The organism is Aestuariivita sp. (assembly GCF_021404545.1).
Lineage (GTDB): Bacteria > Pseudomonadota > Alphaproteobacteria > Rhodobacterales > Rhodobacteraceae > Aestuariivita.
Genome location: NZ_JAAWWD010000001.1, coordinates 176,696 through 201,926 on the forward strand (window position 1 = coordinate 176,696; position 25,231 = coordinate 201,926).

Below are 25,231 nucleotides of genomic sequence, written 5' to 3' on the forward strand. Positions count from 1 at the left end.
CCGTTCCCATTTGGTACGGGCCGGTTTGATTTGACCGAAAGTGTTGGCACACATTGCTCAGATTCCTTGATATTATTGAAAACATCGCCCTTTGGACCGGCTGTCTGGCGCTCTTGATCATGGGTGCGCTGGTGACCGGGTCAGTGCTGGGGCGCAGTCTTTTTAACGCGCCGATCCCGGATGATCTCTTGATGATCGGGTTGTTGATGGTCTGCGTGATTGTCCTGCCGCTGTCTTATGTCGAACGCAGCAACGGCCACATCGTCGTGACCGTGATCGCGGACCGCTTGCCCGTGCGTGTTCAGCGTGTCCTGCGGATATTCGGTCAGCTGATCTTTGCCGCGTTCATGGGTACGATGGGGTTCGTGATCGCGCGGAAGGTGCCGTCGGAGTTCGAACAGAATCTCTATTACGATGGTCATCTCGAAGTGCCGACCTGGCCGATGAAAGCGGTCTTTGCATTTGGCGTGGCGGTTTTTCTGCTGCGTATCGTGACAAACATCATTCGGGATCTGCGCGAGACCGATCAAGATCAGGCGATCTGAGCCCATGGACCCTTTGACGGTTGGCATCTGCGGGCTGATTGCCACGCTTGTTCTTCTGGCGCTGCGCGTCCCAATTGCGGCGGCACTGGGCGCTGTGGCTTCGGTTGGGATCTTTGTCATATTTGCCTGGCGTCCGGGGGCGGAGTTTGCCCCGCAATGGGCCTGGCAACCAACCTTTTCGCTGCTTGCAAATAACCCTTACGCGTTCATCACCACCTATACCTTGTCGACAATCCCGCTTTTTATTTTCATGGGGCATCTGGCATATGAGGCCGGGTTCACGACAGATATCTACCGCGCCGCACGGTTGTGGCTGACCCGCGTCAAGGGCGGTGTTGCCATTGCATCGGTCGTTGGCTGCGGCGGGTTTTCGGCCATCACCGGGTCGTCGGTGGCCTGTGCGGCGGCGATGGGCCGGATCGCGATCCCCGAGATGCTGAAATTCGGGTACTCCAAATCGCTTGCGTCAGGATCGGTCGCGATTGGGGGCACGCTGGGCTCGCTCATCCCGCCCAGCGTTCTGTTCATCCTCTATGGCATCTTTGCCGAGCAATCGATTGCCAAGCTCTTTGTTGCCGCGATCATCCCGGGGCTGTTGTCGCTGGCGGCCTATATCCTGGTGATCTACATTTGGGTGTCGCGCCGCCCGCAGGACGCACCGATCCCGGAAGAAGAGATCTCGCGCGCCGAGCGAATGCGCGCTTTGCGCGACTGCTGGGCGATTGTTGTCCTGTTCATCGCTGTTGTCGGCGGCATCTATGTCGGTCTTTTCACCCCGACCGAAGCTGCGGGCATGGGCGCTGCGACAACACTGGTCTTGGGTCTGCTCCTGGGTCGTTTGAACCTTAGGAAGATCTTCGCGGCCCTGAAAGAGAGCGTCTATCAGTCTTCAATGGTGTTTGTGATCGCAATCGGCGGCAAGCTGTTTGTGAACTTCATGGCGCTGACCGGTCTGGCCGGAGAAATCACCACCTGGATCGAGACATCCGGGGTGTCGGTCTTTGTGATCATGGGCCTGATCGTCCTGATGTATATCTTCTTGGGGATGTTTCTGGATCCCATCGGGATCATACTGCTGACATTGCCGCTGACCATTCCGATTGTCGAAACCTTTGGCTTTTCGCTGATCTGGTTTGGCGTGGTGGTGATCAAGCTGTTGGAGATCGGGCTTGTCACGCCGCCCATTGGGCTGAACGTCTTTGTAATCAAGTCCATCGTTGGTGACCGAATACCATTGGAATCAATATTCGGCGGTGTGGCGTGGTTCCTTCTGATCGAGATATTCGTCCTCGCCGCGATCCTGCTGATCCCGGCCTTGTCGCTCTACCTGACGGCTTTCGTCTAGGTACTGCCAGCGGTCAAGGGCCCACAGAACGGACCCGCCCGTCGGATGCGGTGCGCTAAACTCTGCCCTTTTCATGTGGGTTGGCATTTGCCACTCTAACCCTGAATTTCCGGATCGGGTGATGTAAACCCCATTAACATTACCTATATGGACAGCATGATGATTGGAAAGGGCGTATTTGATGGCCAATTTTGACGCGATGGTTGAGGATTCTCAGGCGCAGGTCGCCAAGACTCAAGCCGAAATCCAACAGCTCTCGTCGCGGATCGAGTCCGCGCGTGCCAAGATTGCAGCGGGCGAGGATGCCACGATTGACATCGAAACTGCGACCCTTGAGGATGTCCACGCCCATACGGACGTGATGAACGCCAACATCGCCGAGCTGATCATGGGTCTGGACGACGTCACCGAGGCGTTTTCCAAGGATTTCGATGAGATGCGGTCAAAGACCGGCTGGGAGAGCTTTGTCGGCATCTTCTCAAGCGGCAAATCGGAATCGATGCGTCAGGAGCGGATGCGCACCGCGTCGATCGACGACAAGCTTCAGGACCTGATCGCGAAATCCGATGTCATCGTGACGCTCTTGCAAGGCCAGCTGGAGATGCTGGAGGCCGAGAAAACCAAGGTCGAGACAAATCTGACCGGGACCCTGGACGAACGCGAGGCCGTCGTGGCCGAGCTGGAAGCCCTGCGCACCGATATTCAGGGGATGGATCCCAAGATCATTACTCTGGAAAACAAGATCTCCGTCGAACAGGACGCCGCCGCGCGGACCCAACTGGAGACAGAGCTGGCCGGGCTGAACACCCAGTACAATCAGATGGTGCAGGATGAGCAGGTCAAGCTCGCCCGCAGCCAAACCCTGGAGCGGTATATCGAAAAGGGCAAGACCTGGGTCGACTCGCTTCAGAATCAGGCAGCGACCCAGATGGTTCTGATCAACAAGTTGCAGACCGATACCAAACAGCGGGTCGTTCTTTATGATGCGTTGTCGAAATCGCTGAAAACAGCGCAGCAACAGGACGTGGCGCACCGGATAAACGAGATCGGCGTAAAAACCGACCAGGAGGCGCAAACCGCAATGGCCGCGATTGGTACGGCGACCAATCAGAAGATGGCCGAGATGATGGAAAAACACGAGGATCACATGGTCTTTGCCCGCGACGTGCTGGAAGCCAAGGCCAAGGCGGATGAACGCTTTGCCCGGCGGTTCGCGAAGATTATCGAGAAACACGACAAAAATCTCTACGGGGCGTGAGGATGCAAAAGCTTGGCTTGATCCTGATGGCGGTCTGGCTGGTCTCGGCCGTGGCTTCCTGGCTGGACCTCGTCCCGCGTGAGGTGGAACTGGTAGGGCTGGGCCTCGGGGCCGTGGGTGTGCTGATGTTGTTTTTGGCGCGCAAGCGGCGCCAGTGATCCGGTCATGACCGATACCATCGAAGACCGCAGCGGCCTGATCGACAGGTTTGCCTCACGCCGGTATTTTCGCAAGTTCGAGGCGATTACCGGCCATATGGCGCGTGTCGCCGCGGTGATGGAGGCAGATGGCGCATTGAGCCGGGAGGATGTGAAGATCCTGGCGCGTTATGGCCAGATGCTGACCTTTACGTTTCGCGCGCTCAGCATGAAGTACCTGCTCGTCGGGCGCGACACCGGGCGGTTTTTCGGCTCTCTCGCCATCGACCGGACAGAGAGCGGATTTCCCGTCGCGGCTGAGCTGTTGACCATGGCCAACGATGCCCAGCAAGCCGCGCGCCACCTGGATAACATGCCGTCGGTCGAGGCACTGAAAGACGATATGGTGCGCACGATCATCGGCGCCCAGGAGCTGCCCACCAAACTGCAATTCGCGCTGAGCCAGCGGTACTATTACGAGGAGCTGATGCGTGGGCAGCTTTTTTGGGTGCAGAACGATCCAGAATGTCTGTGGCAAGGCAATCTGGAGGAGCGGCGTCGGCAGTTCCTGATCCATTGGGCGGCCTATGACAGTCAGATAAACCTGCCCGTTATCTATCTGCTGAACCTTGAAGACACCGGCAAAGTGGCGCTGCCCAAAGACGAGCGGCGTTGGCCTGAAGCGCAGGCCCATTTGATGGCGCAAGGGCTGGCGGGGCTGAAGCTTGTGACCATCGCGCAGGGGTTTGACGAGGATTTCGGCGATCTTCACCCCAAGCGGCTGCGCCGGTTTCACATCGGCCCGATGTATTCCAGTGCCTTTACCGAACAATCTGGCCCGCTGCGTCGGGTGCTGTCCGATGCGCGCGCGCCGGAGGGGCAGGATTGGGCGCTGGCCTGGACCGAGGAACAGCTGGAAAGCGAAAGCGTGCGCGCGGAACGGACGGGTTGGTTCTCGAATGTGGAGCGCCAGGTCTTTGCGCTGGATCCGTTTGGCGGACGTGATGCCGAGACGGGCGCAACCCGGACCCAACGCGCGATCATTCTGCCGCAGCGGCCCTATCAAGTGCTGGCGGAAAAGACCCCGCCGGGATTTGAGGATGTGCGCAAGTTCGTTGTCGGGTCTGGCGGCAGGGTGCTGAGATATTGAGCGCGGAAGCAGGGCCCGGCTGGCGGGGCCGGTGGGTTTGGCCTCCCTGCTGCTGGGTGTTTCGGACCCGCTCGGCGCTCGTGTCTGTGCCTCGCAAACCTGCGGATGCCCGGCGGCGGACATGTGGCAGGTGCGGGAGCCTCCGGCGGCCGGTATTTGAAAAGAGAAGAAGAACGGGTTTCGCGCAATGACTATGACCTCTGATTTGATGGAACTGCCCGAGGCGGACATCCAGAAGCATTACCCCGCAGCGTTGGCGATGATGCAGGGGTTCGATCATGCCCCGCGCATCGGGTCCGCGACTGAGGAGCGTGTCGAACGATCCTCGGGTATTGGGACACGGCGGCGGTTTCGGTCCACCACGCCCGGGCTGGTGACCCGGCGGGTGGAACGGCCCGAGGGTGTGCACCTCTTGGAGCGGATCGAGGCGGCAGATGGCGATGATGCGCTGGTTTCGCCTGCGCAGGCCCAAGTGATGAACGGGTTGCGGCGGGCATTGGCCATCTCATTGGCGGTGGCGGAGACCTATGCGGAGCGGACCGCGCTTGCCGATCTCAAGCGGGCCAATCTGGCCGGGGATCTGCCTGCTGCGCGCAAGACCGAGTTTTCCGAGCTGCTGGCGGCGGAAGCGCTGATCTCGTTGCATGTTCTGGGCAATGCGCTGGCGGTCCTGATGTCCTCGCATCTGGGCGAAGTGACGGTTGAGGTGGGCGAGGTTGAGGAGCTTCTGACCGATAACGGGCAATTGGCCCTGCACGGAGCGCTATGGGAATTGGATCAGGATATCGCGCGTCATGCCAGCGACGATATGCGCCTGGTCGCCACGGTCGCCGCATTTGCCGAACAGGTGATGGACAAAGTCGCAATGCGCGCCCAGATGGCGCCGCGGCTGGAACCGTTTCGTATGGCCGCCTGGAAGGTGGAGGCCGACGATCTGACGATCCGAGGGTTTGAGCCCGCCTCACGCGCGAAATCCACCACGCTGACGATGGCGTTCAAGAAACCGCATGAGGTGGTGGGCAACCACATTGCCAAATACCAGGCGATGCGACTGGCCAAGATGATCATGGCCTACGACTTTGACCGCCGACTCAATCCGTTTGTCGAACTGGGCGGGTTCATCTTTACTTTCATGGGGGATGGCAGGCCTGGGACGGGAAAGACCACCCTGATCCAGATGATGGCCGGAATGATCAACGACTACTGTCAGGTCGCGGGCTATCCGTTTCGGTATCAGAACCTCTCGACGGATAATATCGACAGTTATCAGGGGAAATCGGGGCAGAACGCCAAGGCGTTCATCAACACGGTGATCGACCCCACGGTGATCGGCTTCGGCACAATTGATGACATTGATACTTTGGCCGGGAAACGCGGCGACCGGCAATCCAGCGCCGGTCAGTTGGAGATCACCGCCGTCCTGATGGAGAGCTTTGCCGGAGCCAACACGGTGGTGCGCGGCAATTGCACCTTTGGCATGTTCTCGAATTACCCCGAGAACGTGGACGACGCGCTGCGCCAGCGGGCGGGCGCGCGCTTCCTGGTGGACGGCCCGCAAACGCAGGAGGATTACATCGACATTCTGGCGCTGCTGATGGGGAAGAACCACGATATTCCTTTAGGTGCGCATGAGCTCTATGCCGCGCAGGAGATCAAGACGGCTGTCGCCGCGTCCTTTGAAGGGCACAGCCGACCGCATGAGGAAGGTTTGATGCGGGTGTTTGAGCAGGTCTCGGACCAGGTGGGGGAACTCGATACTATTGCCAAGCTGGGCACCTATCTGAAGGGCATTCAGGAGGCGGACGACCGGTTCACGGGCCGCGCGATCAAGAACATCACGGATGCGGTGAAGGTCCGCGCGATGGATTTCGAACTGCCCGATGAATGGATGGAGGAGCCCGATCTGTTCCTGTTCCAGCCCTATGAGGCCAAGCTGGGCATGATCGGTGAACTGCGCCAACCGATCACGGTGGAGATGGTGATCCAGGAGATCAACCGCTATGCGGATTCAGAGTTTCGGTATGCCGATAAATCCGACGAGGTCGCGATCGAGGATATGGTCCGCGACTTTGGCCGGACCGAAGAGGCGAAACGCCGATATCTGGAGGGCAAGGAATGACCTTCGTGATGGCCGGATTGGCCGCGATTGTGGCGTGGATCCTGCCGCTCCGCTGGGGCGTTCTGGGGTTTCTCGGTGCCGCGCTGGGGCTGTTCGTTGTGCATTTTGCGGCGCTGTCGGCGATGGGGTTCGAGGGCGAGCCTTTGTCGGAATCGCTCCTGCTGTTCGGGGGGAGCTGGGTCGCGTATTTCGGGTTTAACGCGCAGGTGGCGTACCGGGCGTTTGCGCTGTCTGCGTTGGTCTTGGGGGCGGTTGTTGTTTGGCGGATGGGGAGGGTGTCCCGTGCATAACGGCGGGTGTCTATCAGAACAAAGGGCCGCGCCCGACCTGGAGGGCGCATTTGGTCCCTGTATCTGGGGTGGCCGCCTCGAAGCACGCGCGTCGGCCGATCTGCCACCGACACCGCCAACGCGCCCTCTGGGGGGAGGTCGGGCGCGGCCCGGCTGTGAGCCAGGCGGGACGCACAAGAAAAGCTGTTCTCCGCCTTGGATGGGTTTGATTTGAAGGGGGCCGGGATGCTTGATCGAGGTGGATGGCTCACGTTTCTTGTTATTGGAGCGGCGGCTGTCGGTTTCCCATTGGTCGCACTAGGACACATAGAGTATTGCGATACCGAAGATGTCTGCTCTTCGTTCTTTGAGAAATTCGTGGATCTGCCGCCCAATGGAATTGGCGATACGTTGGCGGGTATTTTTGGCTCGTTGGCGTTTTTGGCGGCTGCGGTAGCCGTTATCATGCAATCCAGAGAGTTATCCGCTCAGCGAGAGGAGCTGCAACTCACGCGAAGGGAGCACGAGGAACATCGCAAAGCAGCACAAGAGATGGCCAAAGCGATGAGAATTCAAACTGATCTACTTTTGGAGGAGAGGAGTTTCCGAAACGCAGAAGGCGCACGACGAAAATTTGATGAGCTACTGCTCACCTTGAAGAACGAGTGCTCGAGAAACCCGTCTCCTCGCTGGAAAATCAGCTCATTTGCAGATAATAGGCGATACACTGATACCCCAACAGTGGAAGAGAAGCTGCTGGTTCCGACCCATATCTTTGAGGGGAGTACTGATGTCGGTGATGGTGTTCGCGAGCTTACCGATCATCTTTCCAGTCTGCGTGAAGACCTAGGATTTGCACTTGGTAACAATAATGACCATCCGTCTTGGAACAAAGCGGAAGTCATGGAGTACCCTTCACTCCGATACCCTATCATCGAAAACTTGAAATCTGTTCTGGAGAAGATGGATCACTTGAAGGTGGATTTGTCTGGGGCCGATATGGAAAGATTTGAGAGACTAGGAGTAACAACAGCGTACTCTGCCTTTACGGAAGTCATCAGTTCGGTTGCTTTCGAGGAGAGGCAAAACAAATGAAACGCCTCATCGAAACCGGTCTCATGTTCGGCAACCTCATCGAGGTGGCCTCGCCTGCCTTGGTCGAGCGGTATAACCGCGCGCTCAAGCATCTGACGGGGCAGCAAACCCAACTGACCGATTTTCATATCGACATCTCAGGCTATTCGCCGGAGATCGGGGATGAGTTGAACGACCATCTCTATCTCAACCATGCGGGGGTGAACCGGCAGTTCATTTTGCTGACGACCGAACAGAAGACGGCGCCGCTGCTCAATGCGAAATTCTCCAACTCGCGGGATATACTGCGGCGGTTTATCGAAGAGAACGAACCTCAGCTCTTCGCGCTCACCGCACGGGACGCGGTCGCGGGGGAGTTGGTGAACTCGGTCTATGAGGTCACAACGCCTGAACACCTCTTTGATATCCGCAAGATCACGGTCGAGGCCGATACCGCCGGAGGCACGCTGGACAATGCGGACCGGTTGGCGGCCAAGGTGGACCGGTTCAAGACCGAAGAAGACGCCTGGTTCGACGATGTGCTGATCGCCGAGATGATCACGCTTGCTCAAAAGACGGGCGATATCGCGCGCAACCCCGTGCGGCTGAAGCAGATGAGCTTTGAACAGATCAACTTCTGGACCGAGCATTTCGGCGGGCTTTACGTATTCCGGGGGCTGGATCACCCTGCCGTGATTTCGGTCGGAGCCAAGGAGGCGCTGGGCAAGCTGCCGATCAAATACGTCTGGGATTTGCAGGACCGCAACCAGATCGCCAAGTTCTTTGAGTTTAACGACCTGGTCGAACCCATCGTCAAGGCGCGTGGTGTGGATGCCGCGGCGATCCTGCGACAGAAGATGGATTTTGTCCTGATCAGTGCCGCGGCGGATGCCGGGATGGATCTGTCGGGCACCACGCGGCGCGAACTGCGCAGGCTGGCGCGGCAGATGCCGTCACTGCCAGAAGAGTTTCGCGCACTCTCGGATCTGGTGCGCTGGGCTGAGACCAAGGCCGACTGGCCGCGCATCGGATCGGATCACCCGGCCTATTTCTATACGCTGCGCGCCGCGGATACGCCGGACCACGACCTGGTCAACATGCTGCTGTGTGAATTGACGCCGCGCGATTTTCGGCAAACCTTCATCTGCCACAAGCGGCTCTTTTACGCGCGCTATGCCGATTGGCCCGGGGCAAAGAGGCAATACGTGGTTGATTTCCTGGTGCGTGAGTATCAGGTGGATAAGGCAGGCGCGCGCGCGGCACTTTTCGGGCATGAACCGGATATGGCCGATGACCTACCGCCACCGCCACCCCGCCGCGAGCGGCCCCGGGATTTGGTCGCCCGTGTCGGCCCTTGGGGCGCTGTTAGGAGACGTTAAGATGATCGCCGGTGCGAGATTGCTGTTTATTGTCTTGGTGGTTTTGACCATCGTCTATGCCTGTCTGTCGCTTTATTCGCGCAGTGTGCGCAAGGGCAAGCTGGAGGAGCGCTGGGCACAAGAAGGCATGCCTGGAGACCGCGAGACCTTTGTGCGCGAAGGGCTGGAGGAATACGATGGCTCGATCCGGCGCAAGCTGATCCTGGGGGTGTATATCATTCCGCTGACCCTGATCGCGGTTCTGATTTACGTCACCAATTTTATGTGAAGGACGCGGGATGGTTTATGCAAAATGGATATTCTGGGTTCTTGTCTGGACGGTGGTCGCATCGTTCTTTCATTACACGCTGCCGCAACATGACGTGGTGCGGATCGTCAACACCGAGGTGCGGCGCGTCGATTTCGGGGAAAACTCGATCTTCTGGGCCAATGCCGATCTGGGTCAGACGGCAGGAACGGTGAACCGCGACATCCGGTTCATCGAGGCGTTTTATGACAATGATCGCCCAATGGTCTATCGCAATGAGGATACGGGCTGGGGCTGGCCGCCCTATTTCAAGCTCGATAGCTCGAACTTGCAGGCCGAGGCGCGCGATCTGGTTTCGACCAAGGCCGCGCCGCAATGGGTCGTGGTGCGCCACTATGGCTGGCGGAACGAGTTTTTGTCGATCTTCCCCAATGCGGTGAGCGTGCGGGCCGTTGACAGCCCCGATGTGCGGATCATCCCGTGGATCAACATCATCATCCTTGGGCTCTTTGCCGCCCTGTTTTATGCGATCTGGGTGCGCTGGCGCCGGTTTCGGGCCGCGCGGATCGATCCGGTGCTGGAAGATATCGGCGAAAGCTGGGACGCGGCAGGCGATGCGGTCGAGGATCGGCGCGGACGGGTGCGTCGGTGGCTGGATAGCTGGCGGTCGAAATAGGCTGGAATGCTGGCCGAAAGGCTCGATGCTGTTTGAGAGCAAATCAAGGGCAGGGGCCAGCGTGCGGCGGTTCGCCGGTCAGGCGTTCAGTTCCTCTTCGATCTGGGACAGGCGTTCTTTGCCAAAGAACATCTCATCGCCCACAAAGAACGTCGGGATGCCGAAGACCCCGCGCGCCACGGCGTCTTCGGTCGCTTTGACGAGGGCGGCTTTGATGTCCGGGTCCTGTGTGTCGGAGAGCAGTTTTTCACCATCAAGACCGGAGGCGGTGAACGTCGCGGCAAAGACCTCGGGTTCGGACATGTTGCGATCCTCCTCCCACATCGCGGCAAGGCCCGCGTCGATATAGGTTGGCAGGGTGCCGTCGCGCTTGGCCGCCATGGCGCCCCGCATCAGAAGCAGCGTGTTGACCGGAAAATGGCTGTTGAAGGTGAACTTGGCCAGATCGTGTTTGCGGACGAACCGGACAAATTCGGTCTGTTCATAGGCCATTTTGCCCTTGATATCCTTGAATGCCATCATCGGCGGCTGGTTGTTGGTCGCCTTGAAGATGCCACCTAACAGAGCGGGTTTGTAAACCAGCGTCGCGCCGGTGCGCGCGATCAGCGGTTTGAGCGCATGATGACAGAGATAGGCGTTGGGACTGCCGAAATCGAAATAGAACTCCAGGGTCTTGGTCATGAAGGCCTCAAAAGGGTTCGGACCATGGGCGCAGGTCGATCTCGTGCGTCCAGGCGGTGCGGGGTTGATTGTGCAGCATCACGAAATTGGACGCGATATGGGCGGGGTTGAGAATGGCGTCGGTATCCCGCTTGTCATCTACATCCGCGAAGGTGTCGCGGATGAACCTGCTGTCGATGGCGCCGTCGATCACCACATGGGCGACATGGATGTTCTTGGGGCCCAGTTCGCGCGCCATGGATTGCGCGAGGGCACGCAGCCCGTGTTTGGCCGATGCAAAGGCTGAAAATCCCGCCGCTCCGCGCACCGAAGCGGTGGCTCCGGTAAATAGGATCGTGCCGCGCCCGCGCGCCAGCATGGGTTTGGCCACTTCGCGCCCCATCAGAAACCCCGCGAAACAGGCCATTTCCCAGACCTTGCGGAACACCCTTGACGTGGTCTCGGTCACCTCGAAACGGACATTGGCGCCGACGTTGAAGATCGCGACCTCGATCGGGCTGACCTCGGCCTCGATCCGCGCGACAAGGGCGGTGACAGCGTCTTCATCGCGCGCGTCACACGGATAGGCACGGGCCTGATAACCCTCCGCTTGGATAGAGGCGGCCAGCGCAAGGAGTTTGTCGGCGTGGCGGGGGCGGCGCGAGAGACACACGACATACCCTTCGCGGGCAAAGGCCCGGGCAATGGCGGCTCCGGTATCGTCCCCGGCACCGATAATGAGACACGCTTGGGCCGTCATGTCGCCCTCCCAGGGTAAACCTGCGAGAGATTGCAGATACTGGCAAGCGTGTTGCGTCTTGTGGGACGCAGCGTCAGAGCCTACATCTGCGCGTCATGGCACAGACGAAATCCGATCCGAATTACAAGGTGATCGCCGAGAACCGGCGTGCGCGCTTCGATTACGCAATCGACAGCGATATCGAGTGCGGGATCATCCTGGAGGGCTCGGAGGTGAAATCGCTGCGTGCCAATGGCGGCAATATCGCCGAGAGCTATGCCGCGGTGGAGGACGGCGAGCTGTGGCTGGTCAACAGTTACATCGCGCCCTATGCGCAGGCCAAATCGTTCCGGCATGAGGAACGCAGGCGGCGTAAACTGCTGGTGAGCCGCAAGCAAATGGCCGATCTGTGGAATGCCACCCAACGCAAGGGCATGACGCTGGTGCCGATGGTGATGTATTTCAACCATCGCGGCATCGCCAAGATCAAGCTGGGTATCGCCAAGGGCAAGAAAAACGTCGACAAACGCGCGACCGAAGCCAAGCGTGACTGGTCCCGACAAAAGCAGCGCTTGCTGAAAGACAATCGCTGAACAGAAGCTGACACAGCTTCTGGCCAATTTTTGGCAAAAATTGGGCTCACCCCCAGACGCGGGCTGTCCGGGAAAATCGGGCCGCTGGGTTGCCAGCGCGCCCCGATAAGCGCTAAGCACGGGATCGTTGCCGAAAGGGAATGGCCGATGTCCGCAGACGACCCCAAAACGCTTGTTTCAACCGAGTGGCTGGCCGCTCATCTCAAGGATCCCGATCTGAGGCTCCTGGATGGGTCATGGTATCTGCCCAGTGTCGGGCGCGATCCGCGTGCCGAATACGATGCGGGCCATATTCCGGGTGCGCGGTTTTTTGACATCGACGATGTTGCGGACCATCGGTCGGATTTGCCACATATGGCACCACCGCCCGAGAAATTCATGAGCCGTATGCGCGCCATGGGTGTGGGGGATGGGCATCAGGTGGTGGTCTATGATGGCGCGGGCGTAAACTCCGCCGCGCGGGTGTGGTGGCTCTTTCGGCTGATGGGGCAGGAAAACGTGGCCGTGCTGGATGGCGGCTTTCCCAAATGGCAGGCCGAGGGGCACCCGGTAGAGGACTTGCCGCCCGTCGTGCGCGACCGTCACATGACCGTGCGGGTGCAGAACCATCTGGTGCGCGATGTCACACAGGTCTCTTCCGCGTCCAAGCTGGGCGATCATGAGATTATCGACGCACGCTCGCCCGGGCGGTTCGCAGGTACCGAGCCCGAGCCGCGGGACGGGTTGCGCGCAGGTCATATCCCCGGATCGCGCAGCCTGCCGTTCCAGCAACTGCTCAATGACGATGGCACGATGAAGCCCGTGTCCGCGCTGCGCGCCGTCTTCGAGACCTCTGGTGTCGATCTGGCCAAACCGGCGATCACCACCTGCGGCTCGGGCGTGACGGCGGCGATCCTCGCATTGGCGCTGGAGCGGATCGGCAAGACCGATTGGTCGGTCTATGACGGATCCTGGACAGAATGGGGTGCGTTCCCGACCGTGCCCGTCGCAACCGGAGAGGTCTGATGTTTCAACATCTCAAAGCGCAACCCGCCGACAAGATCCTGACCCTGATGCAGATGTATCGCGAGGACCCGCGCGAGACCAAGATCGACCTGGGCGTCGGCGTCTACAAGAACGCCGAAGGGGTCACGCCGGTGATGCGCGCCATCAAGGCCGCAGAACACCGTCTTTGGGAGGAGCAGGAGACCAAAGCCTATGTCGGGCTGGCCGGGGACCCGGGCTTTTCGGATGCGATGATCAAGCTGATCCTGGACGATGCGGTGCCCCGCGAATTGGTGGCGGCGGCGGCCACGCCAGGCGGCACCGGTGCGGTACGCCAGGCATTCGAGCTGATCCAGATGGCCAACCCCAAGGCGCGCGTCTTTGTGAGCAACCCGACATGGCCGAACCACATCTCGATCCTCCAATACCTGGGTATCGAAACGGTGACCTATCGGTATTTCGACGACGAAACGCGCGGCGTCGATGTCGAAGGTATGCTGGCCGATCTTGGGGATGTGCGGAAGGGGGATGTGGTGCTGCTGCATGGCTGCTGTCACAACCCCACGGGCGCCAACCTGAACTTGGTCGACTGGCAAGCGGTGGTCGACTTACTGAATGCGCAAGGTGGCGTGCCGATGATCGACATCGCCTATCAGGGCTTTGGCGACGGGCTGGAGGCGGACGCAGACGCAACGCGACTGGTCGCATCCAGCGTGCCGGAGTGTCTGATCGCGGCCAGTTGCTCCAAGAATTTCGGCATCTACCGGGAACGGACCGGCCTGTTGATGGCCGTGTCGCAGGAGGCAGGCGCGCGCGCTCTCAATCAGGATACGTTGGCATTTCTGAACCGTCAGAATTACTCCTTTCCGCCCGACCATGGCGCGCGTCTGGTGACCATGATCCTGAACGACGCGGATTTGCGCGCAGACTGGGCGGCAGAGCTGGAAGACGTGCGCCGGTCGATGCTGAACCTGCGTCAGGGGCTGGCGGATGAGCTTCAGCGATTGTCAGGCTCGGACCGGTTCGGGTTTCTGGCCCAGCACCGGGGCATGTTCTCGCGTCTGGGCGCCAGCCCCGAGCTGGTGGAAAAACTCAGGTCCGATCATGCGATCTATATGATCGGGGACAGCCGAATGAACATTGCCGGGCTGAACGCCAAGACCATCCCGATCCTCGCCAAGGCGATTGTGGATGTCGGGGTCTAGCCTACCGGCACCTCGGAGAGACCAGAGCGCAAGAGGACCGGCTTGGCCTCTTTTCTTGAATGTACCAGCGCGCGCTCTGTAGCCGACCAGAGGCCTGTCCCCAACCTGGAAAAGGGTAAGCACGTACTGCGGTCAAGACCCAGCTGCGCGATCCCCGGTATTTGACGGTCTGATCTTTTTGATACACTTGAACAAAGCATTCCGTGGCAAGCCGGTCATGGGCGCGTCGCATGCCGTTGCCCCAGCAGGCAACAGAGGACAGGGCAACATCACCCAAGACCGGATCGATCCGGATTGACGTCCGATCAATTGGTTGGTCGCTGGCGTTCAGGCCCTGGATGTCCCCAGCGACCATCGCTGGGCGCCGTTCGGATCGGCAATGTGCCGTTTCTGGTGTTGATGTACGAAATCTTCCGTGATGGGCTTGCTGTTGGTCGAGAAGCACCCGCGCCTGCAACCCAATCGGTACAGGTCTGATAATCCCTGTTGCACCTTCTGGGTGCGATCCTCTCTTCATCCTATATGCGCAAGATAGAAATCGCGAACTTTGGCGGTCCCGGCCCGAACATGTGCACATGATGGATGGAGAGGATCCAGCGCAAGCCCCCGACGTCGTTCCAATGCCGCATGAGACGACAGAGATTGCCCTGGTACCGACAGACCTGACCTTCGAGCCCTTTGAAACGATGCTTGATCAACCAGACGGGTCCTCGCGCCGAAGAAGATCTGACAACATGTCGGAGGGATTGTTCCGAGGCATGGATATCGGACGGTTTCAGCCTGCTTGACCGGTACCGAACTGCGCGGCCATATGCCTGCCCGTCAATGTGTAGTGCTCGGTCAGCAAACCGCAGGCCCGGTCCGCGTCGCGGGCCACGGCTGCTTCCATCAATGCACGGTGTTCGGCGTCCAGGTCGCGGCGCTGCTCCGGGATCAGGCGGTGCATCGTCGTGTGCCGATAGCGTTCAGTGGCCAATGTGAGTTTTTCCGCAAAATCCAGCAGCCAGTCCGAGCCGCAGGCCGAGATAAGCGCCGCGTGAAACTCCTGATGCCGCTGACGCAGTGCTTCGGTCTGGGGCTCTTTCAGCGGGCCGTCGGGCAGGCGCCGGTATTGCAGCGACAGCGCGTGCATCGCCGCCACCAGGGTCGCTTCCCACCTGTCATCGCCTTTGTCGATGGCGCGGCGCAGCGCGTCCGTCTCGATCAGGAGGCGGGTGTTGATCGCATCCCACATCTTGTCGATGGACATCGGTGCCACGGTAAACCCACGCAGCGCCACCGCATCGACCAACCGTTCGGACTGCAACCGGCTCAACGCCTCGCGCAGCGGCGAGAACCCGACACCATAGCGGGTCTTGAGCCGGTCCAGGCGCAATGGCAATCGCGGCTCCAGCACGCCGGAAACAATATCACGGCGCAGATCCTGATAGACCTGTTCTGAGAGTGTCATGGCCCCGAACCCGTCCCTGTTGCAGTGCGCGGTCAGCAATGCACACTCACCGATTTTCGACAAGATCTATTATTTTCGCAAATTCCTTGCCGTGTTGAAGGCAAGGTGCCACACTCGGCCCGGACCAGGATCAACCGCCAGCCGAGGACGCCGATGACCCCTCCCCGAGAAAACCACCGTGAAGATGTGATTGGCCGCGCCAATGTCGAAGATACGCCCGAGCTGCTGGCCTATTACGATGAGCTTGATACGCTCGATACCGGTGCCTTGTGGACGGTGGCCAACAAGATCGAGCCGTGGGAGCCTGCCTCGCAATCCAAGCCCGTTCTCTGGCGCTATAACGATCTGCGCGCGCATGTGTTGCGCTCTGTCGATCTGGTGACGCCGGAAAAGGCGGGGCGGCGGGTGATCTATCTCAACAACCCTGGACGCACGGATGTGTCGGCGGCCGTGGGCTGGATCTATGCGGGGCTGCAAGTGATGCATCCCGGAGAGGTCGCCAGCGCGCATCGCCATTCGGCCAGCGCGATCCGCTTCATCATGGAAGGGTCGGGCGCCTATACGGTGGTGGACGGGCACAAGATGACGCTGGGCCGGAACGATTTCGTGCTGACCCCCAACGGCACCTGGCATGAGCATGGGGTCTCTGAGGATGGCAGCCCCTGCATCTGGCAGGATGGGCTGGACATTCCCTTTGTCAACGCGATGGAGGCGAATTTCTACGAGGTTCATCCCGATCTGCAACAGGCCGTGACATATCCGGTCGACGACATGACGAAGACCTGGGGCAATCCCGGCCTGACCCCGGGTGGCGGCGATTGGGACAAGGGCTATAGCCCGCTCTTCAAATATGAATGGGAGCCGACCTATGACGCGCTCACCAAGTATTCTGCCGCGTCCGAGCCATCGCCCTTTGACGGCACGCTGATGGAGTATGTGAACCCGGTCACCAATGGACCGGTGATGCAGACGATGGGTGCCAGCATGCAGATGCTGGCCCCCGGTCAGGTGACAAAGGCGCACCGGCACACGGGCAGTTACCTGTACCAGGTGGCCAAGGGCAGCGGCTACAGCCTCATCAACGGACAGCGCTTCGACTGGTGCGAGCGCGACATTTTTTGCGTGCCCTCCTGGGCCTGGCACGAACATGGCAACACCTCCCAGACCGAGGATGCCTGCCTCTTCTGCCTGAACGACCTGCCGGTGATCCGCGCGCTCGGCCTCTACCGCGAAGAGGCGTTCGGAGACAATAACGGCCATCAGATCACGTAAAGGACAAGACCAGATGAAACTCGTTACCTATGCCGCCTCGGTGGAGGCCGCGCCGCGCTTGGGCGTGATCGAAGACGGCTATGTGGTCGATGTGGCCGCATTTGGCGCGGCTTCGGGCCTCAGCTTGCCCAACCGGATGCTCGATTTCATCGATGCCGGGCCGCGGGCCGTCGCCCAGCTGGGCGATGCGCTCAACCATGCGGCGAGGGATTGGGGGACGGGCACCGCAGTGCCCGCGCCCAATGTGAGGCTTCTTGCTCCGATCCCGCGACCCCGTAAGAATATCTTTGGTATCGGGCTGAACTATCTCGACCATGTCACCGAAAGCGCCAAGGCGCTCGACACCAAACCGGACCTGCCACAGCAGCCGGTAGTGTTCTCCAAACCCCCGACCGCTGTAATCGGTCCCGGTCAGGCCGTGCATCACGACGCCGCCATGACCCAGCAACTGGATTGGGAGGTGGAACTGGCCGTGATCATCGGCACCCGGGCCAAACGGGTCGCGCGGGCCGATGCGCTGAGCCATGTGTTCGGTTACTCGGTGATGATCGACATTTCGGCCCGCGACAACCGGCGCGCGGGGCAATGGATCTTCTCGAAAGGGATGGACACCTATGCACCCTTTGGCCCCTGCATCGTGACAGCAGATGAGATCCCCGATCCACAAACCCTCGACCTGTGGCTGACGGTCAATGGGGTCGAAAAGCAGCGGTCGAACACCAGCCATATGCTGTTCAAGGTGGATGAGCTGATTGCCGATCTGTCGACCGGTATGACGCTGGAGCCGGGCGATATCATCGCATCCGGCACGCCCGAAGGGGTGGGCGCAGGCCGCGATCCGCAGGAATGGCTTTGGCCCGGCGACGTGATCGAGGCGCATGTGCAAGGGATCGGCACGATCCGTCACCCGGTTGTGAACGCGACGGTTTTCGACGCATGACGCGACCCTTCCCGCTGCGGCCCGAATTGGACCGCGCCTATAACGCGCGCGAAAGCGTCGTCTCGTTCGAGGACGAGTACGGCGCCCTCGTTGCGCTCAGCCGTACGGCGCGACGCAGCCTGCCGGTGCAAGCCGATCTCGTCTTTGACCGCGCAAGCGGCATGAAGCTCGATCTCTATGGTGCGGGCGACGGGCGGCCCGTGCTGCTCTGGATCCATGGCGGGTATTGGCGGCTGGGCAACAAAGAGGACAATGCCTTTGCCGCACCCGGTCTGGTGGCGCAGGGTGTTGCCGTGGCCGTGATGGATTACACTCCGGCCCCCGCCGTCAGCCTGGATGAAATCGTCCGCGAAGTGCGCCAGGCCGTCGCCTGGCTGCACCGTAATGGCGGCGCCTATGGGCTGGACACGACCCGTGTCCACGTCGGCGGCTCGTCTGCCGGAGGGCATCTGACCGGCATGCTGCTGACCGGCGACTGGGAGGCGGATTTCGGTCTGCCGCAGGACGTGATCGGCGTGGCCCTTGCGCTGAGCGGGCTGTTTGAGCTGGAGCCCCTGCTTTACACCCAAGTCAACGACTGGGCGCGGATGGATCAGGCAGCGGTCGCGCGGCTTTCGCCGATGCGGCATATCCCCGACACGACCGAAGCCTCGCTGATCTTGTCTGTGGGCGGATTGGAGCCCGAAGGGTTTCCCCGCCAGACACAGGATTACCACACAGCCTGGATCGCTGCGGGCCACAAGGCAGAGTGGGTTGAAATGCCCGGTTACAACCATTTCGACATCAGCGGAACCTTGTCAGATCCCTCGGGCGATCTGGTGCAGGCTACCGCACACGCCATTGCAGCGCAGCGGGGCTGAGCCATGCGGTTCGATCTTGATCCCAACACGCCGGAGATCAGCTATAAGCTGCTCACGGCCACAGTCACCCCGCGCCCGATCGCCTGGATTACCACGCTGTCGCCCGATGGCGTGACCAATGCCGCCCCGTTCAGCTTTTTCAACGCGATGGGCCATACGCCGCCAACCGTGGCCATTGGCATCTTGGGCGATCCGGAAAAAGGCTGGAAAGACACTGCGCGCAACATCCTCGATACCGGGCAATTCGTGGTGAACCTGGTGCCGGAGGCGTTGGCCGACGCGATGAACCTGACCTGCATGGATGCGCCGACAGATGTCAGCGAGCTGGACATCGCGGGGCTTGCCACACGGCCCGCGCGCCATATCAACCCGGCCCTGATCGCCGCATCGCCGGTCGCCTTTGAATGCCGGACCCATTCGGTGGTCAGCACCGGCGCCTTTCAGGCCATTGTCATCGGTCAGGTGCTGGCCATCCATATCGATGATACCCTCGTTCTGGATGCCGACCGCGCCTATATCGACACGCCGAAACTGGGGTTGATCGGGCGCATGCACGGCTCGGGCTGGTACACGCGCAGCACCGACACCTTTCAGCTTGATCGCCCCGATTACGCGGGCTGGCGTGCGCGCAATGACCCGGATCGCGAAACCTGACCCGGACCGTTGATCCAAGATACGTGCAGCGTTCGGTTCGAACGGCGGTCAGGTCCCGCGCAGATCTGTGACACGCACCGGTTTGAACGCCCCTTCAAAGGATTTGGCGATCTCGCCGGGTATGCCTATGACGATACGCGGCGTTACACCGAACATACGATGAATCGCCCCAGTGATCTTTTCGGCGCCTATATTCGGGGCGACGCTTTCGGCCAGTTCGACATGCACAACCAAGTCGTCCCTGTCGTTTTGCCAAAGGACCTCGACCCGGAAATCCGAGACATCCTCGCTTTGAAACATCAGATCTTCAAGGTCCGTGAACCCGATATTGATGCCCCGGACCTTGACGAAACCAGCGGTCCGATGAGTGTGCTTGACCAGCGGAAACACGTCATAGGCGCTGTCGCGCAGGATCCCGTCGCGCAGGGTCACGATGTCGCCGGTATTCCAGCGCAAGAACGGTGTCGCATTGTTGGTCACCAGAGATGTCACCACCAACAGCCCCGGCTCCCCCTCGGGCACGGGCTCCAGCGTTTTTTCATCCAGAACTTCCGGATAGCAGAAATCGGCCCAGAACCTGAACCCGTCGCAGGCGTGATCCTCGCAGCCCAGCATCATCGCCTCGGTCATGCCATAGCAATCGCGCACTTCTGCCCCCCAAAGTGCCGAAAGCTTGGCGCGTTTGGAGGCCGATAGAGGCTCGGCCGAGCACAGGATGCGTTCGACACTGGCCGCGGACAGATCGAACCCTTCGGATTTCGCAAGATTGCCCAGCTGTATTCCATAGCTGGCCATGCCGATCCAGGAGGATGGCTGAAACAGCCGGATCAGATCCAGCTGCGTTCCTGACGGCAGCGTGTTGCCGCCCCCCGCCCAGACCATGCCGATCCCCATGTCCGATCCGCTGCGCGACATCATATGGCCCGCCGGATGAATGCCCAAAGGCAACGACATATGGGTGATATCCGCATCCGTGAACCCGGCCAGATCGAGGCTGCGCTTGAACCCGATTTGACCGTAGTGGATGTCCTGCGCTGTGCGCGGATAGAAGAGAGGTTTGCCCGTCGACCCACCGGATCGCCAGAACTCGGTGACGTCCCTGCGGGTATTGATGCAGAAATCGTTATAGAACGTCTCGGGCGACATCGCGCGCAACTGGTCCTTGTCCAGGATGGGGATCTTGGCCCATTCCTCGGGCTCGATCACCGTTTCGAGGTCCAGCCCGTCGAGCGTGCCATCAAAGAAAGTCGACTTCTTCGCCTGCCGGACAGCGTTTTTGCGCCGCGTCGCCTGACGCTCCCGCAGCGCCTCGGGCGAGGGGGGGATATCGAGATCGGGGGTCTGTGCGGTCACGTTCGCCTCCCGGCACTGTGGTCCTTGGAGGCAGTGTAGCAGAGGCATCTTGTGCTTCAAGCTTGAAATACTCTATCCGATAGCGTATAGAGTTTTGGCGCGACGACGCGCATTAGGCGGAGGACCACCAGCGACATGTCACAGATCGACACCATGGCCCGGCGCGCCGTTTCACGCGGCGATCGCGACGGCGCTCAGATCTGGGTATTGGGTGCGCTGAATACCATTGCCCGCGATGGGGTCGATGCGGTCCGGGTGGAGCGTCTGGCCCGCGAGATCGGTGTTTCCAAAGGCAGTTTCTATTGGTTCTTTGCCAGTATAGACGATCTTCTGGCGCGCAGCCTGGATCATTGGAAGACCCATCTCAATGACGCCGTCTTCGCTCAGATCCGCAACCTGGATGGACCGGTAATGGACCGGATGTGCCGGTTGATCGACACCGTCTTTCAAAGCAGGCTGGGCCGCTACGACGCTGCGATCCGCGCCTGGGCAATGAAAGATCCGCGCGTACAAACGGTTGTCGGCACCGTGGATCGCGAACGGTTGAGTTTCCTGGTCGAAATTTTCTCGGAAAGCGGAATGTCGGATCAGACTGCCCGCAATCGCGCGCATCTCTTTTACCGGGCGCTGATCGCGGAGTCCTATCTGGGCGCCTATCCCGGGGCCTCTGTCCGGGATGCCTATCTCAAGGAACTTCTTGCCGAACTGCTCTCCGCGACCTTGGAGACCCCGATCAGACCATCCGCGCCCTAGGAGCTCATCGCAATGGATGCCGCCGCCGTCAAAGAGCTTGCCAAAGACCTTGGCGCCGATCTGGTCGGCATCGCCAGCGCGGATGTGCTGAACGCAAACCCGCCTGATCCCAAGGTGCCGCAGACACCCGACCGGATCTCGCGCCATTGCAGAAGTGTCATCGTGATCGCGAACCGCATCCCTGTGGCGGCATTCCGTGCGAAATCCAGCGTGGCAGTGCAATATATCGACATGCTGGTGCTGCGCCGCATGGACCGGATCGCGGCGAAACTCTCTGCCCATCTCGAAGACGCGGGCCACCCGAGTTTTGTCACCGCAGCGCAGGAAACCGATTGGGATTACAAACGCGCCAGCTATGGTCGTCTGTCCACCCGGCATCTGGGGGTAGAGGCCGGGCTGGGTACGCTGGGGTTGGATGTGAACATCCTGACCCCGGAATACGGGCCGCGCGTCTATCTGACAGGTATCCTGACCGAGCTGGAGCTGGAACCCGACGGGCGCATGACCGAACAGGTCTGCATCGGGGAAAGCTGCTCGCGCTGTCTGCATTCCTGTCCGACCGACGCGGTGGAGCATTTCAACCTCAACAAACGCGCCTGTGCCCAGGCCGCGCAGGAGTTCGGCTTCATGACCTCGCTTGCGCTGTTCGAAGCGATGATCGACGGCGACGCGGCGCGCAAGAAGGAACTGATGGCGAGCCGTGATCTGTTCGGCTTCTGGCAGGGCATGCTCCGCGTTGTCGGCTCGTTCGGCGATTGCCCGCGCTGTCTGGCGGTCTGCCCGGTGGGCAATGATTACCACGCGCATCTGGCCAAACCGCAAAAACTGATCCCCGAAAAGACCGACGAGAAAGTCGCCAAGGGCAAACGCTTCAAAGCCGCGCGTGAGGCCGGAGAGCCTGCGACGGGCCTGTCGGAGTACAACATCCGCTGGGTGGGCGAGGATGGCTATCAGGGCATTGTGGCCCGGCAACTCAGAGAGTTTCGTGAGACGCAAAAGGCGCGCGCCCAGGCCAGTGAAAAGGACCGCTCGACATGAGTTTCGTGTTTCAGGAGCCGATCGACAGCGCGGCGATCAAGGCAAAGGGCAGGGCGCTTGGCGTCGATCTGGTTGGCATCGCCGATGGGGCCGTGATGAATGCGCATCCGCCCAATCCGCGCCTGCCCCAGACACCAGACCGGATCACCGATCATGACGGGGATCGCTGCATCGTGCTGGCCAAACGCTATAGCATCGGGACCACCCGCCTGCCCCGCGTGGATGAACGGCACAAGTACTATAATGATGAGCTGACCCTTTCGGAACTTGAAAGCGCCTCGCTGGAACTGGTGCTTTGGCTTGAGGATATGGGATACCCGGCCCTGATCATCCCGCCGACTCACGTGGATCCCTGGGTCTATTTCGGGGAGCCGGACCAGCATACCGAAACGATCCTGTCGCTGACCCATGCCGCGGTCGAGGCCGGTTTGGGCACGCTGGGCATGGCCGAACAATTGATCACACCCGAATACGGCCCGCGCGTATTGCTGAGCGCCGTTCTGACCTCCGCCCCGGTGGAGCCGGACCGCAAACGCGACGAGGCGCTTTGTCTCGGGCCGCGTTGCGGGCGCTGCGTGCAGACCTGCCCGGTGGATGCGGTGGGGCATTTCGAACGCGACTGGAAGACCTGCAACACCCAACGCTCCCCCCATGGGTTTCATGCGCTGGCCGACCATCTGGGCCGGATCATAGACGAGCCCGACCCGGAGGTGAAAAAGCAGATGCTACGCAGCAAGGACCAGTTCTATATCTGGCAATCCATGCTGCGCGGCGCAGGGGTGGTGACCGGCTGCCGCCGCTGTCAGGATGTATGCCCCGTCGGCTCCGACTACACCCGGTTGGCGGATGCGCTGGATGAGATCCCCGAGGCAAACGCGGCCAAATCCGCCCGCCTCACCGCCTATGCGCAGGCGGAGGCAGATGGTGCCCCGCCCCAAAGCTATGACTCGGCCAAACGCTGGATCGGCACATTGAAAGAGCCGACACAAGGCTGACCAACCCGCCCGACCGGAAGGATGGATGATGACCACACCTGCCAAACCCGATACCGCAAAGCCGCTTTTCGCCGATCACGGCTGCGCGCCGGCTGCGCCCGAGCGTTTCGCCAATTCCGACAATATCGAGATCACACCGGAGTATGAGGGCTTTAACCAGCACAACGACATGTTCAGCCGGGGCCTGTGGGACAGCAAATTCGCCACCCGGATCACCATGCGGTTCTATCGGTCCTTCGTGAAACCCAAGGAACGCGTGCGCGACGAAGAAGGCTTCGCCCAGGAGGATTTCGCCCTGCGCAACGGCCCCTGGGTGGTGACCGAGATGTTTGCCGAAATGCAAAAAGCGAAAGATCGGCGCGACGGGTTCACGGATGATTTCACCCCGCATCTGCCGCCCAAGGTCGAACCCGCCGATATGGGCGATCCCAAATCAGCCGCCAAACGGGTCAAGAAAACGGCCCGGATCTATGGCGCCGATCTGGTGGGCATCACCGCCTATGATCCGCGCTGGACCTACCGGTCGAAATTTAGCGGTCGCACGATGTCATCAAAACCGGTCGAGATCCCCGAGGGCATCACAAATGTGATCGTCGTGGGCAAATCCATGCAATACGATCTGGTGCGCATGTCGCCCACAGCCACCGCCGCGACCTCGGCCGCGGCGGGCTATGCCGAGGATGCGGTGACGCTTTTGGCGCTGGCCCAGTACATTCGCAGCCTGGGTTATCAGGCGATTGCCAATCAGAACGACACCAATCTGGCCATTCCCTATGCGATCCAGGCGGGTCTGGGCGAATATGGCCGCAACGGGCTCTGCATCACCAGGGAATTCGGACCCCGTGTCCGCTTTGGCCGCATCCTGACCGACATGCCGCTGGCCCATGACACGCCTCTCTCGTTCGGGGTGGAACAGACCTGCGAGATCTGCCGCCGCTGCGCCAATAACTGCCCGCCGCAGGCCATCGACCACGGGCCGCCCAGCACCTACACCTTCAACCAGTCCAACATCAAAGGGATCAAGAAATGGACCACCGACGGTGAGAAGTGTTTCAAGTTCTGGGTCCTCAAGGGCAGCGATTGCGCCAATTGCATTCGCACCTGCCCCTATAACAAGGATTATACGCGGCTCTGGTCCAAGATCATGCGTCGCCTGCTGGCCACACCCCTGCGTCGGCTGGCGCTGATCCTCGATGACAAGATGCGCCTGCACGACCAGATCAAACCATCCAGTTGGTGGCGCTCGGAAAACGGCCGGTTCGAGGTGTTGGAAAAAGCCAAGGATCACGCGCCGATGCCCGACCTAAAGGCGCAACAGGATCGGGTGAAGGCGATCCGGGACGCGCGGAAGGAAAAAGAAGCGCAAGAGGCCCAAGCGCAGTAACGCAGACTGGCGCGCAGCTCGGCCCGTCTCTCCCGCTGTGGTCGGTTCGGTTACCAATCCGCGCGCAGCACGCGGTCCGCTCAGCGGTGCCCTTGCGGCCGTCAACCGGCCCCTCACGATAGAATGGCAAGACCCTTCATCCTAACCATAGG

26 protein-coding genes are annotated in these 25,231 nt (G+C 60.5%); 22 read left to right on the top strand and 4 right to left on the bottom strand.

The genetic code is table 11. The features are described from left to right. Positions 1 to 53 precede the first annotated feature (53 nt). From HEP69_RS00880 to HEP69_RS00930, 11 genes are all read left to right on the top strand, one after another. Positions 54 to 545: a TRAP transporter small permease gene (locus HEP69_RS00880; RefSeq protein ID WP_290556621.1), complete on the top strand. Its 492-nt coding sequence runs from the start codon at positions 54 to 56 to the stop codon at positions 543 to 545. Positions 546 to 549: 4 nt separating this feature from the next. Further along, positions 550 to 1,890 carry a TRAP transporter large permease gene (locus tag HEP69_RS00885; RefSeq protein ID WP_290556622.1) on the top strand — a complete coding sequence of 447 codons (1,341 nt, stop codon included), beginning with the start codon at positions 550 to 552 and terminating at the stop codon, positions 1,888 to 1,890. A 181-nt stretch (positions 1,891 to 2,071) separates the two neighbouring features. After that, a complete protein-coding gene (locus HEP69_RS00890; RefSeq protein ID WP_290556623.1) occupies positions 2,072 to 3,148 on the top strand; it encodes a hypothetical protein in 1,077 nt (358 codons plus the stop codon). Positions 3,149 to 3,150: 2 nt separating this feature from the next. Next, positions 3,151 to 3,306 (top strand): hypothetical protein, encoded by a 156-nt coding sequence (locus HEP69_RS00895; protein WP_290556624.1) that lies wholly within the window; start codon positions 3,151 to 3,153, stop codon positions 3,304 to 3,306. Between the two features lie 7 nt (positions 3,307 to 3,313). Then, positions 3,314 to 4,435, top strand: coding sequence for a hypothetical protein (locus tag HEP69_RS00900; protein ID WP_290556625.1), 1,122 nt, complete (start codon positions 3,314 to 3,316; stop codon positions 4,433 to 4,435). Between the two features lie 187 nt (positions 4,436 to 4,622). Then, positions 4,623 to 6,554, top strand: coding sequence for an ATP-binding protein (locus HEP69_RS00905; protein ID WP_290556626.1), 1,932 nt, complete (start codon positions 4,623 to 4,625; stop codon positions 6,552 to 6,554). After that, positions 6,551 to 6,844, top strand: a complete 294-nt coding sequence (locus tag HEP69_RS00910) for a hypothetical protein (RefSeq protein ID WP_290556627.1) — start codon at positions 6,551 to 6,553, stop codon at positions 6,842 to 6,844. Before HEP69_RS00905 ends, HEP69_RS00910 begins: the two co-directional genes overlap by 4 nt. Before the next feature lie 225 nt (positions 6,845 to 7,069). Next, positions 7,070 to 7,918: a hypothetical protein gene (locus tag HEP69_RS00915; RefSeq protein ID WP_290556628.1), complete on the top strand. Its 849-nt coding sequence runs from the start codon at positions 7,070 to 7,072 to the stop codon at positions 7,916 to 7,918. Then, positions 7,915 to 9,276, top strand: a complete 1,362-nt coding sequence (locus HEP69_RS00920) for a DUF6638 family protein (protein ID WP_290556629.1) — start codon at positions 7,915 to 7,917, stop codon at positions 9,274 to 9,276. Before HEP69_RS00915 ends, HEP69_RS00920 begins: the two co-directional genes overlap by 4 nt. Before the next feature lies 1 nt (position 9,277). After that, entirely contained in the window at positions 9,278 to 9,544 is a 267-nt protein-coding gene (locus tag HEP69_RS00925; protein ID WP_290556630.1) for a hypothetical protein, read from the top strand. 10 nt (positions 9,545 to 9,554) lie between these two features. Continuing rightward, complete coding sequence (locus tag HEP69_RS00930) at positions 9,555 to 10,199, top strand: DUF1523 family protein (protein ID WP_290556631.1); 645 nt, start codon at positions 9,555 to 9,557, stop codon at positions 10,197 to 10,199. A 78-nt stretch (positions 10,200 to 10,277) separates the two neighbouring features. Here the strand turns inward: HEP69_RS00930 and HEP69_RS00935 are convergent, their stop codons facing one another. Further along, positions 10,278 to 10,880 carry a 2-hydroxychromene-2-carboxylate isomerase gene (locus HEP69_RS00935; RefSeq protein ID WP_290556632.1) on the bottom strand — a complete coding sequence of 201 codons (603 nt, stop codon included), beginning with the start codon at positions 10,878 to 10,880 and terminating at the stop codon, positions 10,278 to 10,280. Positions 10,881 to 10,887: 7 nt separating this feature from the next. Further along, entirely contained in the window at positions 10,888 to 11,619 is a 732-nt protein-coding gene (locus HEP69_RS00940) for an SDR family oxidoreductase (RefSeq protein ID WP_290556633.1), read from the bottom strand. A gap of 95 nt (positions 11,620 to 11,714) precedes the next feature. Here HEP69_RS00940 and smpB point away from each other — a divergent pair, with 95 nt between their 5' ends. The 3 genes from smpB (at position 11,715) to HEP69_RS00955 (ending at position 14,380) form a co-directional block, all read left to right on the top strand. Further along, positions 11,715 to 12,191, top strand: coding sequence for an SsrA-binding protein SmpB (gene smpB, locus HEP69_RS00945; protein WP_290556634.1), 477 nt, complete (start codon positions 11,715 to 11,717; stop codon positions 12,189 to 12,191). 147 nt (positions 12,192 to 12,338) lie between these two features. Beyond that, positions 12,339 to 13,196, top strand: coding sequence for a 3-mercaptopyruvate sulfurtransferase (gene sseA / locus HEP69_RS00950; RefSeq protein ID WP_290556635.1), 858 nt, complete (start codon positions 12,339 to 12,341; stop codon positions 13,194 to 13,196). After that, complete coding sequence (locus tag HEP69_RS00955) at positions 13,196 to 14,380, top strand: amino acid aminotransferase (protein ID WP_290556636.1); 1,185 nt, start codon at positions 13,196 to 13,198, stop codon at positions 14,378 to 14,380. Before sseA ends, HEP69_RS00955 begins: the two co-directional genes overlap by 1 nt. Before the next feature lie 775 nt (positions 14,381 to 15,155). On the opposite strand, the gene HEP69_RS00960 is transcribed toward HEP69_RS00955, so the two are convergent. Next, complete coding sequence (locus HEP69_RS00960) at positions 15,156 to 15,830, bottom strand: FCD domain-containing protein (RefSeq protein WP_290556637.1); 675 nt, start codon at positions 15,828 to 15,830, stop codon at positions 15,156 to 15,158. A gap of 153 nt (positions 15,831 to 15,983) precedes the next feature. Here HEP69_RS00960 and HEP69_RS00965 point away from each other — a divergent pair, with 153 nt between their 5' ends. From HEP69_RS00965 to HEP69_RS00980, 4 genes are read left to right on the top strand one after another with little or no spacing between them, the layout of a single operon-like run. Continuing rightward, positions 15,984 to 17,102: a cupin domain-containing protein gene (locus tag HEP69_RS00965; RefSeq protein ID WP_290556638.1), complete on the top strand. Its 1,119-nt coding sequence runs from the start codon at positions 15,984 to 15,986 to the stop codon at positions 17,100 to 17,102. Positions 17,103 to 17,115: 13 nt separating this feature from the next. Beyond that, positions 17,116 to 18,042 carry a fumarylacetoacetate hydrolase family protein gene (locus HEP69_RS00970; protein WP_290556639.1) on the top strand — a complete coding sequence of 309 codons (927 nt, stop codon included), beginning with the start codon at positions 17,116 to 17,118 and terminating at the stop codon, positions 18,040 to 18,042. Further along, complete coding sequence (locus HEP69_RS00975) at positions 18,039 to 18,902, top strand: alpha/beta hydrolase (protein WP_290556640.1); 864 nt, start codon at positions 18,039 to 18,041, stop codon at positions 18,900 to 18,902. Before HEP69_RS00970 ends, HEP69_RS00975 begins: the two co-directional genes overlap by 4 nt. Positions 18,903 to 18,905: 3 nt before the next feature. Next, positions 18,906 to 19,556: a flavin reductase family protein gene (locus tag HEP69_RS00980; RefSeq protein ID WP_290556641.1), complete on the top strand. Its 651-nt coding sequence runs from the start codon at positions 18,906 to 18,908 to the stop codon at positions 19,554 to 19,556. A 48-nt stretch (positions 19,557 to 19,604) separates the two neighbouring features. Here the strand turns inward: HEP69_RS00980 and HEP69_RS00985 are convergent, their stop codons facing one another. Next, the gene (locus HEP69_RS00985) at positions 19,605 to 20,909 is read right to left on the bottom strand and encodes an AMP-binding protein (protein WP_290556642.1); all 1,305 of its coding nucleotides are present in this window, start codon (positions 20,907 to 20,909) and stop codon (positions 19,605 to 19,607) included. 135 nt (positions 20,910 to 21,044) lie between these two features. On the opposite strand from HEP69_RS00985, the gene HEP69_RS00990 reads away from it, so the two are divergent. Genes HEP69_RS00990 through HEP69_RS01005 form a run of 4 tightly spaced genes read left to right on the top strand, consistent with a single transcriptional unit; the run spans position 21,045 to position 25,079 of the window. Continuing rightward, positions 21,045 to 21,662: a TetR/AcrR family transcriptional regulator gene (locus tag HEP69_RS00990; protein WP_290556643.1), complete on the top strand. Its 618-nt coding sequence runs from the start codon at positions 21,045 to 21,047 to the stop codon at positions 21,660 to 21,662. Between the two features lie 12 nt (positions 21,663 to 21,674). Beyond that, entirely contained in the window at positions 21,675 to 22,700 is a 1,026-nt protein-coding gene (locus tag HEP69_RS00995) for a hypothetical protein (protein WP_290556644.1), read from the top strand. After that, positions 22,697 to 23,695: a 4Fe-4S double cluster binding domain-containing protein gene (locus HEP69_RS01000; RefSeq protein ID WP_290556645.1), complete on the top strand. Its 999-nt coding sequence runs from the start codon at positions 22,697 to 22,699 to the stop codon at positions 23,693 to 23,695. The genes HEP69_RS00995 and HEP69_RS01000 overlap by 4 nt, the downstream gene beginning before the upstream one ends. A gap of 28 nt (positions 23,696 to 23,723) precedes the next feature. Further along, the gene (locus HEP69_RS01005) at positions 23,724 to 25,079 is read left to right on the top strand and encodes a reductive dehalogenase (RefSeq protein ID WP_290556646.1); all 1,356 of its coding nucleotides are present in this window, start codon (positions 23,724 to 23,726) and stop codon (positions 25,077 to 25,079) included. Positions 25,080 to 25,231 lie beyond the last annotated feature (152 nt).

Excerpts from the sequence above, each read along its gene's own strand:
- HEP69_RS00885 (WP_290556622.1), top strand. The coding sequence starts at position 550 with ATGGACCCTTTGACGGTTGGCATCTGCGGGCTGATTGCCACGCTTGTT.
- HEP69_RS00890 (WP_290556623.1), top strand. The coding sequence starts at position 2,072 with ATGGCCAATTTTGACGCGATGGTTGAGGATTCTCAGGCGCAGGTCGCC.
- HEP69_RS00895 (WP_290556624.1), top strand. The coding sequence starts at position 3,151 with ATGCAAAAGCTTGGCTTGATCCTGATGGCGGTCTGGCTGGTCTCGGCC.
- HEP69_RS00900 (WP_290556625.1), top strand. The coding sequence starts at position 3,314 with ATGACCGATACCATCGAAGACCGCAGCGGCCTGATCGACAGGTTTGCC.
- HEP69_RS00905 (WP_290556626.1), top strand. The coding sequence starts at position 4,623 with ATGACTATGACCTCTGATTTGATGGAACTGCCCGAGGCGGACATCCAG.
- HEP69_RS00910 (WP_290556627.1), top strand. The coding sequence starts at position 6,551 with ATGACCTTCGTGATGGCCGGATTGGCCGCGATTGTGGCGTGGATCCTG.
- HEP69_RS00915 (WP_290556628.1), top strand. The coding sequence starts at position 7,070 with ATGCTTGATCGAGGTGGATGGCTCACGTTTCTTGTTATTGGAGCGGCG.
- HEP69_RS00920 (WP_290556629.1), top strand. The coding sequence starts at position 7,915 with ATGAAACGCCTCATCGAAACCGGTCTCATGTTCGGCAACCTCATCGAG.
- HEP69_RS00925 (WP_290556630.1), top strand. The coding sequence starts at position 9,278 with ATGATCGCCGGTGCGAGATTGCTGTTTATTGTCTTGGTGGTTTTGACC.
- HEP69_RS00930 (WP_290556631.1), top strand. The coding sequence starts at position 9,555 with ATGGTTTATGCAAAATGGATATTCTGGGTTCTTGTCTGGACGGTGGTC.
- HEP69_RS00935 (WP_290556632.1), bottom strand. The coding sequence starts at position 10,880 with ATGACCAAGACCCTGGAGTTCTATTTCGATTTCGGCAGTCCCAACGCC.
- HEP69_RS00940 (WP_290556633.1), bottom strand. The coding sequence starts at position 11,619 with ATGACGGCCCAAGCGTGTCTCATTATCGGTGCCGGGGACGATACCGGA.
- smpB (WP_290556634.1), top strand. The coding sequence starts at position 11,715 with ATGGCACAGACGAAATCCGATCCGAATTACAAGGTGATCGCCGAGAAC.
- sseA (WP_290556635.1), top strand. The coding sequence starts at position 12,339 with ATGTCCGCAGACGACCCCAAAACGCTTGTTTCAACCGAGTGGCTGGCC.
- HEP69_RS00955 (WP_290556636.1), top strand. The coding sequence starts at position 13,196 with ATGTTTCAACATCTCAAAGCGCAACCCGCCGACAAGATCCTGACCCTG.
- HEP69_RS00960 (WP_290556637.1), bottom strand. The coding sequence starts at position 15,830 with ATGACACTCTCAGAACAGGTCTATCAGGATCTGCGCCGTGATATTGTT.
- HEP69_RS00965 (WP_290556638.1), top strand. The coding sequence starts at position 15,984 with ATGACCCCTCCCCGAGAAAACCACCGTGAAGATGTGATTGGCCGCGCC.
- HEP69_RS00970 (WP_290556639.1), top strand. The coding sequence starts at position 17,116 with ATGAAACTCGTTACCTATGCCGCCTCGGTGGAGGCCGCGCCGCGCTTG.
- HEP69_RS00975 (WP_290556640.1), top strand. The coding sequence starts at position 18,039 with ATGACGCGACCCTTCCCGCTGCGGCCCGAATTGGACCGCGCCTATAAC.
- HEP69_RS00980 (WP_290556641.1), top strand. The coding sequence starts at position 18,906 with ATGCGGTTCGATCTTGATCCCAACACGCCGGAGATCAGCTATAAGCTG.
- HEP69_RS00990 (WP_290556643.1), top strand. The coding sequence starts at position 21,045 with ATGTCACAGATCGACACCATGGCCCGGCGCGCCGTTTCACGCGGCGAT.
- HEP69_RS00995 (WP_290556644.1), top strand. The coding sequence starts at position 21,675 with ATGGATGCCGCCGCCGTCAAAGAGCTTGCCAAAGACCTTGGCGCCGAT.
- HEP69_RS01000 (WP_290556645.1), top strand. The coding sequence starts at position 22,697 with ATGAGTTTCGTGTTTCAGGAGCCGATCGACAGCGCGGCGATCAAGGCA.
- HEP69_RS01005 (WP_290556646.1), top strand. The coding sequence starts at position 23,724 with ATGACCACACCTGCCAAACCCGATACCGCAAAGCCGCTTTTCGCCGAT.